12 protein-coding genes are annotated in these 15,103 nt (G+C 53.7%); 7 read left to right on the forward strand and 5 right to left on the reverse strand.

Annotated elements, in window-relative coordinates:
- Positions 1-139: 139 nt before the first annotated feature.
- The gene (gene mepK / locus AC6CHM_RS07930; RefSeq protein WP_307279898.1) at positions 140-1,996 is read right to left on the reverse strand and encodes a peptidoglycan L,D-endopeptidase MepK; all 1,857 of its coding nucleotides are present in this window, start codon (positions 1,994-1,996) and stop codon (positions 140-142) included.
- Positions 1,997-2,443: 447 nt separating this feature from the next.
- Between mepK and AC6CHM_RS07935 the strand changes: the two genes are divergently transcribed.
- The 3 genes from AC6CHM_RS07935 (at position 2,444) to AC6CHM_RS07945 (ending at position 6,823) form a co-directional block, all read left to right on the forward strand.
- Positions 2,444-4,306: a M3 family oligoendopeptidase gene (locus AC6CHM_RS07935; protein WP_307279900.1), complete on the forward strand. Its 1,863-nt coding sequence runs from the start codon at positions 2,444-2,446 to the stop codon at positions 4,304-4,306.
- 18 nt (positions 4,307-4,324) lie between these two features.
- A complete protein-coding gene (locus tag AC6CHM_RS07940) occupies positions 4,325-5,224 on the forward strand; it encodes a heme-dependent oxidative N-demethylase family protein (protein ID WP_498172591.1) in 900 nt (299 codons plus the stop codon).
- Between the two features lie 153 nt (positions 5,225-5,377).
- Positions 5,378-6,823, forward strand: a complete 1,446-nt coding sequence (locus AC6CHM_RS07945; RefSeq protein WP_115053209.1) for a homospermidine synthase — start codon at positions 5,378-5,380, stop codon at positions 6,821-6,823.
- A gap of 38 nt (positions 6,824-6,861) precedes the next feature.
- Here the strand turns inward: AC6CHM_RS07945 and AC6CHM_RS07950 are convergent, their stop codons facing one another.
- Complete coding sequence (locus AC6CHM_RS07950; RefSeq protein WP_337354409.1) at positions 6,862-7,326, reverse strand: GNAT family N-acetyltransferase; 465 nt, start codon at positions 7,324-7,326, stop codon at positions 6,862-6,864.
- On the reverse strand, positions 7,323-7,730 hold the full coding sequence (locus AC6CHM_RS07955) for a VOC family protein (protein ID WP_115052263.1): 408 nt from the start codon (positions 7,728-7,730) through the stop codon (positions 7,323-7,325). The genes AC6CHM_RS07950 and AC6CHM_RS07955 overlap by 4 nt, the downstream gene beginning before the upstream one ends.
- 116 nt (positions 7,731-7,846) lie before the next feature.
- Between AC6CHM_RS07955 and omp10 the strand changes: the two genes are divergently transcribed.
- Complete coding sequence (omp10, locus tag AC6CHM_RS07960; protein ID WP_115052262.1) at positions 7,847-8,227, forward strand: outer membrane lipoprotein Omp10; 381 nt, start codon at positions 7,847-7,849, stop codon at positions 8,225-8,227.
- Positions 8,228-8,305: 78 nt separating this feature from the next.
- On the opposite strand, the gene AC6CHM_RS07965 is transcribed toward omp10, so the two are convergent.
- The gene (locus tag AC6CHM_RS07965) at positions 8,306-9,004 is read right to left on the reverse strand and encodes an alpha/beta hydrolase (RefSeq protein ID WP_498172594.1); all 699 of its coding nucleotides are present in this window, start codon (positions 9,002-9,004) and stop codon (positions 8,306-8,308) included.
- Positions 9,005-9,181: 177 nt separating this feature from the next.
- On the opposite strand from AC6CHM_RS07965, the gene AC6CHM_RS07970 reads away from it, so the two are divergent.
- Positions 9,182-11,065 (forward strand): 5'-nucleotidase C-terminal domain-containing protein, encoded by a 1,884-nt coding sequence (locus tag AC6CHM_RS07970; RefSeq protein WP_337354408.1) that lies wholly within the window; start codon positions 9,182-9,184, stop codon positions 11,063-11,065.
- Between the two features lie 166 nt (positions 11,066-11,231).
- On the opposite strand, the gene AC6CHM_RS07975 is transcribed toward AC6CHM_RS07970, so the two are convergent.
- On the reverse strand, positions 11,232-12,710 hold the full coding sequence (locus tag AC6CHM_RS07975; RefSeq protein WP_337354407.1) for an NCS1 family nucleobase:cation symporter-1: 1,479 nt from the start codon (positions 12,708-12,710) through the stop codon (positions 11,232-11,234).
- A 265-nt stretch (positions 12,711-12,975) separates the two neighbouring features.
- On the opposite strand from AC6CHM_RS07975, the gene hemH reads away from it, so the two are divergent.
- Both hemH and AC6CHM_RS07985 read left to right on the forward strand, forming a co-directional pair.
- On the forward strand, positions 12,976-14,004 hold the full coding sequence (gene hemH / locus AC6CHM_RS07980; RefSeq protein WP_307286215.1) for a ferrochelatase: 1,029 nt from the start codon (positions 12,976-12,978) through the stop codon (positions 14,002-14,004).
- 103 nt (positions 14,005-14,107) lie between these two features.
- Positions 14,108-15,094, forward strand: a complete 987-nt coding sequence (locus AC6CHM_RS07985) for an SPFH domain-containing protein (protein ID WP_307279917.1) — start codon at positions 14,108-14,110, stop codon at positions 15,092-15,094.
- Positions 15,095-15,103: the final 9 nt, after the last annotated feature.

A 15,103-nucleotide genomic window follows, 5' to 3' on the forward strand; every position in this document is an offset into this window, starting at 1 on the left:
TACGCGTCCTCCCTCCCCACAAGGGGGAGGGTAACGGCGCCAATTTCTGAAATTTCTACAACGGTAGCCTATTACGCCGCAGCCTTACCCTCCCCCTTGTGGGGAGGGAAGCTGCGAAGCAGCAGGGAGGGGTCTTGTTTTACGAGCCGTGGCTGGGATTGAACTTTGCGATCTGCATGAAGGTTACAGCCTTGCCGGTAAACTTGTTGGCGTCGGCAACCGGCAACTTCTGCTGGAATCCGGCGACATAGACTGTCGTCGGGGCCATGCGCATTGTTTCATTGCGCAGTACTGCAGGGGTAACTGCCGGTGCTGTGTCGGCGACCTGCTCATTCGAAAGTGCCCGCTCCGGCACATCGGACGCGACCTGCATCGCCTTCGGCGCCTCCTGCACTGCCTGACGGCGTGGCTTGGATGCCTTGGCCGTAGTCACCACACCGCTGTCGAGCATGGCAACCGGATCACCGCCCTTGGCTTCAAGCATGGTCTTGCGCAATGAAGGCTGGGGAGCGGCAGATGCAACTTGAGCAGCATCATTGCCGGTAACCTTCTTCACCCGTCCACCTGTCTTGCCGACAGTGGTTGGCAGTTCCGGCGAAGGATCGGACGCCGCCACAACAGTGCTGTGTTCGGGATCAGACTGCTTGATGATCGCTTCAAGATCATCGTCTGGAACCGGAATGACGTCGTTATCCGCTGTCTGAACGGAAGCTGGTATATTCGCCGGACGTTGCGTTGGAACAATGGAGGCGACCATCATGTCGTTTTGCTTTGGCGCTGTGCGCGGCTTTTCGAATGGTACAGGCACAAGCGCATTCACCATTTGCGGCTGCGCCACATTTGCTGGCGCGGGTTCCGGCGCCGGATTGGCTGCGATCATCTGAGCAATCGCTGCAGCACTATCCTGCGTTGAATTATCCGCTGCAAGCGCATTAAGCGTTGAGGGCTCCGGCGTTGCTACAGCTGGCGCATAATCCGGACGGCGCAGCGGCACAGGCACAGCAAAAGCAAGAGCCTGATTGTCTTCCGGCGTCAGCTCAACCGGCGTTTCAGGACGCGGTGCAGCCACTGGCGCAGGCGCATTACGGTTTGGCAATGCAGGTTCCATCACGCCCGGAAGGTTACCGGCTGTGGTTGCTGGCGCAGCTCCTGAATCCTCGTCGGATTCAGCGGCAGCGGCGGGTGCTTGCCGTGTGGTGCCCCGGGCCGGTGTCGGCGCCGAAGCAACCGCTACTGAGCTTTCGCCTGAATCCTCTTCTTCATCCGCGCCACCGCCAAACAATACGCCAAACAGAGTCTTGCCACCGCGACGCGAAGAGCTTGAACTTGCAACCTGGATCGAACCTCCACTGCGCTTACGGGATTCGTAAGCTGCGACCGCCTGTTCATAACCGGGTAATGGCTTACCATCGGTCGGAATGTGCATGGTCTTGCCGTCCGGGAACACCGCCAGCAATTCCTTGCGGCTCATGCGCGGCCAATGGCGGACATTACCAACGTCAGTATGAATGAAGGGCGATCCGGAACGCGGATAATAGCCAACGCCACCAGCTTCAAATTTCAGCGCTGCATTGCGCAAGGTTGCAAGTTTTACACCTGGCAAATACCAGTCCATTGCTTTGCCGAGCATATGCTGGCTTGTCTTTGCCACACCGCGCGAACGGGAGCGAAGCATCGAATTGGTAGTAGGGGAACGATAGGCCGAAACCACATTGATATAGTCTCGCCCGCCAACCTTCTGATAGGTCGACCAGACCAGATCGAAAAGGCGTGGGTCCATCTTGGTCGGTTCATTGCGGCGCCAATCGCGCAAAAACTTGTTCAGCTTGTTCAGGCCATCCTGCTGATAGCGTCCATTCTTCTTGAACGTGATTTCAGCGCGTTCTTTCGTGTGAATGAAATAAAGCTTGAGAGTTCTCGTCTCGGCTTGAGCCTGAGCGGATACAAAAAGCATCGACGCGAAGACCATGAGGAACGCAAACCAACCGGCACGCATGTTAAAACCTGCCGTCAATTTACCGCTCTGTGCATGCACCATGTTTGACAATGTCGTCCCAACCTTGATCGTTTTCTCAAGTCCCCGAATAGCTGGATTATCCAATTTAATGGTTAATGGTCACTTATTGAACATCAAATACGTTGAGAGCATGGCAAAAACCTGAATGAAATCCACTGTTATGTGACATGGTCAACAGTTGGTTAACGACAGGAATAAGGCGTTTTGACGAAAGAATCCACCCCGCCCACGCCAAAATATCGCCTCTAAGCGGTCAAAGTCTCATTTGCCTAGGCAACTTGGCTTTGTCAGCATGTTTACGTCATTGGCGTCAAATCGTTGCACAGCCGTCTCTTTGCACTAAGTTTAGTGTTCCGATTTCCACTGGTCTGATTCGACCGGACCTCCTACGCCCAGCCATTTTATGGCGCAATAATGAGTTTTGAAATGAACAGACACAACATATTGCAGGCCACTGTTTTTTCCCCAAAATCCGGCGCCGCCGCCGTAAAGGAGGAACAGGCTGCACTTGGCATATTGCCGGAATGGAACCTGGCTGATCTGTATCCTTCCCCCGAAAGCAGTGAACTTACGGCTGATCTGCAAAAGGCCGGTGAACTTTCCATCGCCTTTGAAGAACGATGGAAAGGCACCCTCGCCGCCGAAATAGCAAAACCGCAGGGCGGCGATTTTGCTCAGTCCATTGCAGAGTATGAAGCGCTCGATGATCTGATGGGCAAAATCGGCTCCTACGCCGGACTGGTCTATGCCAGCGATACTTCCAATCCGAAAAATGCCAAGCTCTATGGCGATATCCAGCAAAAGCTCACCGATGCCAGCACCCATCTGATCTTTTACGGCCTCGAACTGAACCGTATTGAAGATGCACTGATCGAAAAGGCCATGGATGACAATTCAGCCATCGGCCATTACCGCCCATGGCTGGTCGATCTGCGCAAAGACAAGCCATACCAGCTCGATGACAAGCTGGAACAACTCTTTCACGAGAAGTCTATTACAGGCCGCGGCGCCTGGAACCGGCTTTTTGATGAAACAATGACATCATTGCGTTTTGAGGTAAATGGCGAGGAATTACCGATTGAGCCAACCCTCAACCTTCTGCAGGATTCGAATGCGGAAGTGCGCAAGACCGCTTCCGATGCGCTGGCCAAGACTTTCAAGGAAAATCTGCGCATCTTCACGCTCATCACCAATACTTTGGCGAAAGACAAGGAAATTTCCGACCGCTGGCGCGGCTTCGAGGATATCGCCGATAGCCGTCATCTGGCCAATCGTGTTGAGCGTGAAGTTGTCGACGCGTTGGCGGAAGCGGTGCAGGCCGCCTATCCGCGTCTCTCTCATCGTTATTACAAGTTGAAAGCCAAGTGGCTCGGCCTCGATTATCTCAATAGCTGGGACCGCAACGCGCCCCTTCCGGAAACACCACAAGCGGTCATTCCATGGGCCGAAGCGCGCGAAACCGTGCTTTCAGCCTATAATGGCTTTGCCCCCGAAATGGCCGAGATTGCCAAGCGCTTTTTTGACCGGAATTGGATTGATGCGCCGACGCGCCCGGGCAAGTCGCCCGGCGCATTTGCCCATCCGACTGTTCCTTCTGCCCATCCTTATGTTCTGCTCAATTACATGGGCAAGCCACGCGACGTGATGACTCTGGCGCATGAGCTTGGTCATGGCGTGCATCAGGTACTGGCCGGGGATCAGGGCGCGCTCATGGCGTCAACACCCCTGACCCTTGCCGAAACCGCCTCGGTTTTCGGTGAAATGCTGACATTCCGTTCATTGCTGGAAAAGACCAGGGATAAGCGCGAACGCAAGGCGATGCTGGCGCAAAAGGCGGAGGACATGATCAATACGGTCGTGCGGCAGATTGCGTTCTATCAGTTCGAACGTCGCGTTCACACCGAGCGGTCCAATGGTGAGCTGACGTCAGATCGGATCGGCGAGATTTGGCTGGACATTCAGAAGGAAAGCCTGGGCGATGCGGTGCATTTCGGCCCGGGCTACGAGAATTTCTGGACCTATATTCCGCATTTTATCCACTCGCCTTTCTATGTTTACGCCTATGCTTTCGGCGATTGTCTGGTGAACTCGCTTTACGCCGTTTATCAGAATGCGGAATCGGGCTTTCAGCAGAAATACTTTGACATGTTAAAGGCTGGTGGCACCAAGCATCATTCCGAACTGCTTGCTCCTTTCGGCCTTGATGCAACGGATCCAGCCTTCTGGCAAAAAGGCCTGTCGGTTATTGAAGGCATTATCGACGAGCTGGAGACCATGGATCAGGACTAGGGTCAGGACACCATCAGCATGAATAAAGCGCCTGTCCATACGCCCTATGATGGATCGAGCCAGCCTTTCACGATCGGGCTGCAACAGCTGGATTTGAAAGACTGGATAGAGGTAGACGAGAATCTTCTCGCCTATCTTGCAGAAAAGAGGCGGCTCTTTGGTCTGCATGCTGAGCGGATTTTCGTCGAGGAACCGGGGACGCAAGCCGCGCAAGCAGAAATTCTTGAGCTGCTCGCTGCTCATCTGATTGACAGATATCCGCAACTTTACGCCCGCAATGGTGACGAGATTACCGTTTCCGGTTGGCCCGATAAAATTGAGCTGGGCTCGGCACAAACGCCTTTGCTGCTCCGTGCTGCAAATCTTGTTCAGGAAGATCTGGTTCTCATGCGCAAAGACGAGAAACGCGGCTGGCATCTTGCCGCTGCGTCATTGTCTTTTCCCTCATCATGGACATTGCTGGAAAAATTCGGGCGGTCCATGGACGATATTCATGCGCCCGTTCCTGACTTTAATGCAGGCACCCGCAATGCCGATTTGATAACCCGCATGTTTGACAATCTGCGCCCTGATCGATCCGTCTATCGCATGAATTGGTCTTTGCAGCCAGGTGATGAGATGTATCACCCGCTCGCCAGCCATCAGAAAGGGGCGCTTTACACCGATGATGATCTGGCAACCCATTGCCATATCCGGGTCGAGCGGCAGACCTTGCGTAAATTACCCATGTCCGGGGATATTCTTTTCACGATCCGTATTTATCTCGACCCCGTAAATGCATTGAAGAAACATCCGCAATGCCGCGCTGTCGCAGAAGCTTTTTGCCGCCAATTGGAGGCGCTTAATCCTGCCCAATCCAATTATAAAGGTATTATGACAATCCGCGAGCGGCTGATTGACACTCTAAATCGTCTGTAATCCTGTTTTAATTAACATTAGGGCAAAAATTCACCTCAAAGCGGCCAGCGGTTGTTTGCTCTTGAGCATGACTATGCTCTATGGTTGCTTTTGAAGCGGTATATCAACCCGCTGCCCTCAATGATGGAGATCAAAATTAGGAGCAACGAAAAAATGGCGAAGGCTAAATGGCCTATACATGGAGAAATTACTGGTCCGATCGTGATGATCGGTTTCGGGTCCATCGGACGGGGTACCCTGCCCCTCATCGAACGCCACTTCAAATTTGACAAGTCCCGCTTGGTCGTTATTGACCCGAGCGATGCAAACAAGAAATTGCTGGATGAACGCGGTATTCGCTACATTCAGGAAGCAGTCACCCAGGAAAATTACAAGACACTGCTCAAGCCACTTCTTACCGAAGGCGGCGGACAGGGGTTTTGCGTCAATCTTTCGGTAGACACGTCATCCGTCGATATCATGCATCTTTGCCGCAAGCTCGGCGCGCTCTATATCGATACGGTCATCGAGCCATGGGCTGGCTTCTACTATGCAAGCGGCATCGACAATGCCGAGCGCACCAATTATGCGCTGCGCCAGACGCTGCTTGCCGAGAAGAAGAAAAACCCGGGCGGTCCGACCGCGGTTTCATGCTGCGGGGCAAATCCCGGCATGGTTTCATGGTTCGTCAAACGTGCTTTGCTTGATCTGGCCAAAGACCTCAATATTGAACATACCGAGCCTGAACGCTCTGATCGCCATGGCTGGGCCAAGTTGATGAAACAGGTTGGCGTCAAAGGCATCCACATTGCCGAGCGCGATACGCAGCGTGCCGTTGATCCAAAGCCTTTCGGCGTCTTCTGGAACACTTGGTCCGTTGAAGGTTTCATCTCAGAAGGCTTGCAGCCTGCTGAGCTTGGTTGGGGCACCCATGAAAAATGGATGCCAAAAAATGCCCGTAAGCAGAAGAAGGGCAACAAGGCCGCCATTTTTCTCGAGCAGCCTGGCGCTGACACCCGCATTCGCACCTGGTGCCCGACAGAGGGCGCGCAGTTCGGCCTTTTGGTCACACATAATGAGTCGATCTCGATTGCCGATTTCTTCACTGTTTTCGACAAGAAGGGCAAGGCAACCTACCGGCCGACATGCCACTACGCCTATCATCCATCCAATGTGGCAACCCTGTCGCTTGATGAAATGTTTGGTGCTGCTGGCCAGCCGCAAACCAAGCTGCATGTGCTGGACGAGTCCGAGATTGTGGACGGCGCCGACGAGTTGGGCGTTTTGCTCTATGGCCACGACAAGAACGCCTATTGGTATGGTTCGCAGCTGACAATTGAGGAAGCCCGCAAGCTTGCTCCCTATCAGAACGCGACCGGCCTTCAGGTCTCTTCCGCTGTTCTAGCTGGCATGGTTTGGGCTCTCGAAAACCCGCAAGCGGGTATCGTGGAAACGGACGAGATTGATTTCCGTCGTTGCCTCGAAGTTCAGACGCCATATCTCGGCCCGCTAAAAGGTCACTATACCGATTGGACACCGCTGGAAAACCGGCCGGGCCTGTTCAAGGAAGACATTGATAAAAGCGATCCTTGGCAGTTCCGCAATATTCTCGTCCATTGATATTGCTCTGGACCATACTGAAATGGCAAACGGCACCCTCACAGGTGCCGTTTCTTTTGCGGGCTTCTTTCGTAATAGACGTCCCATTCATCTTCACCGGTCGTGGTAAATCCGTTCCGGCTGTAAAACCGACCGGCATCGCTCTTCTGTAATACGCTCAAGCGCACAGCCAAGCCGCGTTCATCCGATTCCATCAAAAGCGTCTGAAGGACAGCCGTTCCCAAGCCGGTATTCTGCAATGCCGGGGAAATGTAGAAGTGCTCTAGCAGCAATCCATCATCAGACGGGCCAAGCGCCACGCAACCGCCGAGCGAACCATCCGAAAGCACAATCAGTCGCGTATATTCAGCTCGAAATGACTTGCGGAACCGCTCAAATGCCCGCCTCTCATCGAAACGCCCGATCCGCTCAAGGCTTTCACGCATGGTGAGAAGCCGCAACTCGAACAATCTTTGAAAATCCTGTTCAGATGCCTGCTCCAGCCGGAAAGAATGATCCTTCATTTTTCCTGATCGTCAATCTTCGCATCATAGCAAACGAAGGCGAGCTTATTGCCATCCGGATCGCGGACATAGGCCGCATAAAATCCCGGCCCATATTGCGGGCGCAAACCTGGCTCGCCCTCGCTGCTACCGCCATTCTTAAGAGCCAATGCGTAGAGCCTGTCGACAAGACCAGCTTGTTCGCTCCGAAACGCGGTCATGTTGCCATTGCCGACACTTGCCACCTCTCCGTCAAAAGGCAGGCCCACCATGAAGCGGGGAACATCGTCATCGGTTTTTCTGCCCCACGAAAACATAACCTCATCGCTAAAGCAGCGCTCCAGGCCAAGCTCGACCATGAGCGGGTCATAGAATGCTTCCGCCTTGCGCAGATCATTCGTGCCGACCATCGTATATCCTATCATACCCACCCTCTTTGCTGTACGAATCTGAGCTTGCCGCAGATTATCAATAAACTTAAGTCTTGTTATTGCTTAATTTTAGCGTCATTTATGGGCCACACCCATGGGAGATTGTTTGGATGAAACGTTTATCACTTGGCCTCGGTTCAGCCGCATTGACCATTGTCCTCGCCGGTTGCATGAGCGGGCCGCAATCAGATGGCGGGCCTGTACAGACCGCACGCCCCACTGACGCCGTTCAGGGCCAATGGTTTGATACATCCGGTGTTGCATTCTCGAACTTCAATGGCGGTGTTTTCGAAACCCGTGCCAATGATACCAAGGAAAAACTTGCCGAGGGCAATTACCGCTTCGTATCTGCAAATCTTGTCGAGATCGATCTTCGCTCGCTTGCTCGCGGTACGCAGTCCAAGGTCAATTGTGCGCTCGTGAGTGGCGGCCAGTTGAACTGCACGTCCTCCTCGGGCCAGCAGTTTTCTTTGACGCGCCGCTCCGCTTAAGATCGCGGTTCGACTTCGTCCGCCATTTTGCAGATGTCCACGGAGGGTCCCGTGGACATCTTTCGGCAAAGCGATCCTCTAGTTCTTCGCCAGTTCCGTTGCTGCTTCATCAATCAACGATGCAACTTCCACCTGCTGTGACGCCAGCGAGGCATGGCTGGCGTCAAGAGATATGATTTTCCGCGCACCAAGACGTGACGACATGCGTTTCTGGTTTTCCGGCGCGATCATCCGGTCGTCAGTGGAAATCTGATACCAGGACGGTTTTGTCTTCCAGGCGGGCGCAGTGATTGTATCGCCAAAAGTGCTCGCCAAAGGTGCCTTCTGGGTAATCCCCATGACAAGCCCTTCCTCCTCGGTCAAATCCTGACAGAAGCATTCATGGAAGAGTTCCGGCTTGACCCAAAGATAGCCGTCGCTGTCCAGTGCGAGATTTGCCGCTGCAAGTGGCACGTGCTCCTGCGTGATAGCACCAGGGCTTTCCCCTGCATCCGGAGCAAAAGCTGCAATATAGACCAGACCGGCCACATTGGGCGCATTGCCCGCCTCTGTAATGACGGCACCACCATAGGAGTGTCCCACCAAAAGAACCGGGCCGCTTTGTTGCGCCACCATTTTGCGCGTGCGTTCGGCGTCATCGCCGAGTGAGGTCAAGGGCAGTTCGACGGCGTGGATATTGGTATGCCCCATGCGCGTGAGTTCAATAATTACTTTGTTCCAATGGGCCGCACCGCCCCAGAATCCGTGCACCAAAATAACCGTGGGCTTGTCACTCATGTTTTAAACTCCTTGTTGTAATGAACAGGTAATTTTCCGAACTAAATATTGCCTTGGCGTGTTTACACAGGCTTGTTTTCCTCTCTTGCATCGTGTGCAAAGTGATGAAACCATGGCTTTGTCACAAGCACATCAAGGTGCTGATGTATTACCACATCGAATTGAACGGAGCAGGTCATGTCCAGAATTCTCGGCAAGCTTTTTCTAGCTGCCTCCGCCCTCGGCATCAGCGCGGGAAGCGCCATGGCCGACTATACGCTCAATATTCTGCACATTAACGACCTGCATTCCCGCATCGAAGCCATCAACAAATATGATTCCACCTGTTCGCCCGAAGAGACGACCAAGAATGAGTGTTTCGGCGGCATTGCGCGCGTAAAAGCCAAGATCGATGAACGCCGCGCGGCACTTTCCAAGGACGGCGGCAATGTCATTGTGCTCAACGCTGGCGATGAATTCCAGGGCTCCTTGTTTTACACAACCTATAAGGGCGATGACACCGCCGAGTTTCTGAATGCAATTGGCTATGATGCCATGGCGCTGGGCAATCATGAATTTGACGGTGGCCCGTCAGTGTTGGGTAAATTCCTCGATAAGGTCAAAATCCCCATCATTTCCAGCAATACCCAGGCTGATTCAGAACCGCTGATCGCGGGTAAGTTCAAACCCTATCTGATCAAGGAAATCGGCGGCCAGAAAATCGGAATCATATCCGCCCTGACGACCGATACGGCTGAAATCTCTACACCCGGACCCACTGTCAAATTCGCGGATGAGATCGAGACCCTGACAAAGCTCGTTGGCACATTAAAAGCTGAGGGCGTCAACAAGATCATCGCGCTCAACCATACCGGCTATTTTGAGGATGAAGAGATTGCGGCCAAGGTCGACGGTATTGATGTGATCGTCGGCGGTCATAGCCATACTCTGCTTTCCAGTACTGATCCTGACTCTGGCGGCCCCTACCCCACCCTCGTCAAAAATCCCGCAGGACGTGAGGTTCCAATCGTTCAGGCCAAGGCCTATTCCAAATATCTGGGCGAGCTCAAAGTCACCTTTGATGATGACGGCAATGTCACGGCAAGCTCCGGCGCGCCGATCCTGCTCGACTCTTCAGTCACGCCGGATGCAGCCCTTGTTGCCCGCGTGGCCGAACTTGCCAAGCCGATAGAAGAACTGAAGGCCCGCAAAGTCGCCGATACTGCAGGCGAGATCGACGGCTCTCGTGAAGTCTGCCGCATCGGCGAATGCAGCATGGGCAATCTTGTCGCCGACGCAATGCTTGATCGCGTCAAGGCGCAAGGTGTGACTATTGCCATCATCAATGGCGGCGGCTTGCGCGCCTCAATTGATGCCGGTGAAGTGACCATGGGCGAGGTTCTGACTGTTCTACCCTTCCAGAACACCCTTGCGACATTCCAGTTGCGCGGCTCGGATGTCGTTGCGGCGCTGGAGAATGGAGCGAGCCAGATTGAAAAAATCGCGGGCCGCTTTTCGCAGGTCGCTGGTTTGAAATATACATTCGACATTTCCAAGCCTGTCGGCAGCCGTATTTCCGATGTTCAGGTTATGCAGGGCGAAAGCTGGAAGCCAATCGATCCTGCTGCAACCTATGGCGTGGTGTCCAACAATTACATGCGCGCCGGCGGCGATGGCTACAAGGTCTTTGCCACCAATGGGATCAATGCCTACGATTATGGTCCCGGCCTTGAAGAAGTCCTTGCCGACTATCTCGTTAAAAACAACCCATACAAGCCTGTGATGGACGGCCGCATTACATCCGCAAGTCCGATTGCAGTGCCCGTTCCCTCCGAAACAACGACGCCCGCAGCACCGGCAGCAGACGCTGCCAAACCTGCCGATGCCGCCAAACCTGCTGATTCCGTAGCTCTTGCGACAACCCCGACTTCCTACGTGATCAAGGCTGGCGATAATTTCTGGGATATTGCCGAACAGCTCTACGGCGATGGTTTTTCCTGGAAGAAGCTATCTGAAGCAAATCCCGATATGAAAGTTATGAAACTGCCTGTTGGTGCCGAGATGAAAGTGCCTGCCAAGTAATACACAAGCTGCAATGGCGTGGTTGGCCCTTCGACAGGCTCAGGAGGGCGAACCACGCACAGCCTAGATGCAGCAGCCTATCCCCTTACGGTGAGCCATATACACACCTCACCGTCCCATTACCCCCCCTTGGAGGGGGAGATAATGGGCATGCACCGCTTCAACTTCACGCTTTCGCTCCCAGAGCCGCAGCAGCAACCCGCTCATTGCGCATCAGCAGATAGTGCACACCACCACCTATGACTGCTCCGAGCAGCCAGCCCCAATCGCCACCATTACGGATATATTGCGTGGCCCCAAGCACCGACAATCCGATAGACATAACACTGGCTATCGCCAATGCCAGCAGCGCACGGCTATTCCATCCCCGCTCGAAATAGAGCGATCCTTCCGGGGACATCGTATAGAGGTCTTCGAGTACAACATTCTGCTTCTTCACCAGATAGTAGTCGGCGATCATGATGCCAAAAATCGGACCAAGAACGGCGCCGAATATGCTGACGAAAATGGTGATCGCCTGAGGACTTGAGACAAAAAGCCAAGGGCAGACGAGGACCGAAAGAATGGAGGTGATCAATCCGCCCATACGGAAATTGATCTTCTCAGGAAAGAGATTGGCAATATCATAGGCCGGAGAGACAAAGTTTGCGACGATGTTGATACCCATGGTTGCGACGATGAAGGTAATCGAACCAAGAACGACGATCCAAGAATTATTGATACGCTCGACAATGGCAACCGGGTCAAGAATGGCCTCGCCAAAGACCTGAACCGTACCGGCAGTCACGATCACAACGATGATGGAAAAGACGATGAAATTGACCGGCAGCCCCAGAAAGTTGCCGATCTTCATGGCTTTCTCGTCTCGCGAGAAACGCGAGAAATCACCAAAATTAAGCAGCAGCGCTGCAAAATAGGCAACGATCAGCATGGAGGCATTCGCCATATGCGACAGGGAAGAACCCTCCGCCGGTGGCGCAAGCTGCAGCGATAGGCTGGAAAAGCCGGTTTGCGATAATATCCAGATGGCAAGCGCGAACATCACCACATAGACCACAGGCCCGCAAAAATCGATGAACTTGCGGATGGATTCCATGCCGCGCAAGAAAATCAGCAATTGGAAAACCCACATGAAAAGAAAGCTGAGCCAGCCGAGCGTCGACAGCCCGAATATGTCGTTTCGAGTCAGTTCAACAGTGCTCGGCACAAGGGTAATTGCCAGCGCCTGAACTGCCTTGGAGGCGAAATAGGTTTGCACGCCGTACCAGACAATACCGACAATGCCGCGCAGAACGGCAGCAAGATTGGCACCCATGACACCAAAAGACATGCGGGCCACAACGGGAAACGGCACACCATATTTCAGCGATGGCTTGCCGATCAGGTTCATCAGGAAATAGACAGCCGTTATGCCAACGATCATGGCGATCAAAACTTCCCATCCTGTCAGGCCCAGAAAGAACAGGCTCGCGGCAAATGTATAGCCGCCAACAGAATGGACATCGGACATCCACATGGCAAAAAGGCTGAATGCGCCCCAGGTTCGTCCCTCAGGAGCGGTGGGGGCTAGATCGGCGCTGTAGAGCTGAGGATGTGCGCCGGTAACAAGAAGAACGGGAGGCGTTGCATGCTGGTGGCTGGACATGACAGTCATTTCCTTTGAGTGACGAACGCAGACAACCGATTAAACGCAAGTTCCATGCCAAATGGAAGCCTGCGACGAAAAACTTAGGGGGCTAATGTCCAAGCATACTGCGTGGTTCGGCCACAAATCCCGAAACTTCTTGAATCGGCTTAATCCTGATCTGTGCACTCAACATGCGGCCTTTGGTGCCCTTGCAATAATACCGGCGGACACTAGTTTCTGGCGGCAGAAGCGGAGTACGACAATGAAAATTTCTGACGAGCCGATGGCGACGGTTAAAAAACCCCAGGACCATCCGCATATTGAGACGTCGAAAATCGGCGTTCTGCTCGTCAATCTGGGCACTCCGGATGGCACTGATAAAACCTCGATGCGCCGTTATCTCAAGGAGTTTCTTTCTGACAAGCGCGTCATTGAATGGCCCCGCGCTATCTGGCTTCCCGTGCTTTACGGCATTGTGCTGAACACACGTCCGAAAAAATCCGGCGCGCTCTATGACAAGATCTGGAACCGCGAGCGCAACGAATCGCCGTTGCGCACCTATACCCGCGCTCAAGGCGAAAAACTTGGGGTAGCTCTGGCCGAGCACCCGGAAATCGTTGTCGATTGGGGTATGCGTTATGGCCAGCCCTCAATCGAGCAGGCGCTGGAGCGATTGGATAAAGCAGGCTGCAAGCGCATTCTCATGTTCCCGCTCTATCCGCAATATTCGGCAACGACGACCGCAACTGTCAACGACAAATTTTTCGAAGCGCTGATCAAGATGCGCTTCATGCCGGCGACGCGCATCGTCCCCTCCTACCAGGACGAGGCCGTCTATATTGATGCATTGGCGACATCGATCGAGAAGCATTATGCCACGCTTGATTTTGAACCTGAGCTTTTGATCGCTTCCTATCACGGCATACCGCAGAGCTATTTCAAGCGCGGCGATCCCTATCCCTGCCATTGCTGGAAAACCACCCGGCTCCTGCGTGAAAGACTGGGCTGGGCCGAAGACAAACTGATAACATGCTTCCAGTCACGTTTTGGCCCCGAAGAATGGATGCAACCCTACACGGACAAGACCCTGGAAAAACTTGCCAAAGAGGGTGTGAAATCCGTTGCTGTCTTCAACCCCGGCTTTGTATCCGATTGCCTTGAAACGCTTGAGGAAATCGCCGGTGAAGGCGAGGAAATCTTCCACGAGCATGGCGGCGTGAACTTCACTCACGTGCCTTGCCTCAATGATAGCGATGAAGGCATGCGGGTCATCGAACAGCTCGTCCGCCGCGAACTACAGGGTTGGGTGTAGAATCGCTGCTTTTTGATGTTGCCACTATGGTCTATCGTGCACTGACCCGCTAAACGGGATAGTGTGAGTTTCGGGCCTCAGGGCCGACCAAGGGGGCGATACAATGAGCGGTTTTGATTTCACGATACCAGTGCTTGCCATTCTCGTACTGGCAATTCTGTTTGCGGGCGTAAAAACCGTGCCTCAAGGTTACAATTACACCATTGAACGTTTCGGCAAATATACCCGCACTCTATCGCCGGGCTTGAGCCTCATTGTCCCATTCTTCGATCGCATCGGCGCCAAGCTCAACATGATGGAACAGGTGCTTGCCGTTCCTACGCAAGAAGTCATCACCAAGGACAATGCCAATATTGCCGTGGATGGCATCGCCTTCTATCAGATCCTCAATGCGCCACAGGCGGCTTATCAGGTCAGCGGATTGGAAAACGCCATTTTGAACCTGACCATGACCAATATCCGTACCGTCATGGGCTCCATGGTTCTCGACGAGCTGCTTTCCAACCGTGACACGATCAATGATCGGTTGCTGCGCGTTGTCGACGAGGCCGCGCATTCATGGGGTATTAAAATGACCCGCGTGGAGATCAAAGACATTAATCCACCGAAGGATTTGCTCGATTCCATGGGCCGTCAGATGAAGGCCGAACGTGACAAGCGCGCCATTATTCTGGAAGCTGAAGGCACCCGTCAGGCGCAGATTTTGCGCGCTGAGGGTTTGAAGCAATCGCAAATTCTCGAAGCAGAAGGCAAGCGCGAAGCCTCTTATCGCGAAGCTGAAGGCCGCGAGCGTCTTGCGGAAGCTGAAGCAAAGGCAACCGAAATGGTGTCAGCCGCCATCACCAGCGGCAATGTTCAGGCGCTTAACTATTTCGTCGCGCAAAAATACACCGAAGCCTTCGGCAAGTTTGCTTCCAGCCCCAACCAGAAAATCATCATGATGCCAATGGAAGCCTCCGCTCTTGTCGGTTCGCTTGGCGGCATTGGCGCAATTGCTCGTGAAGTTTTCGGCGATAATGCGCCTGCGTCGCCGCCTGCTGCACCAGCCCGCGGACGCACCGTTCCAGGTACCAGCGGAACGAATTCATAATTCGGGTGA

The sequence above is a fragment of the Phyllobacterium sp. GQ127 genome (genome assembly GCF_059758635.1).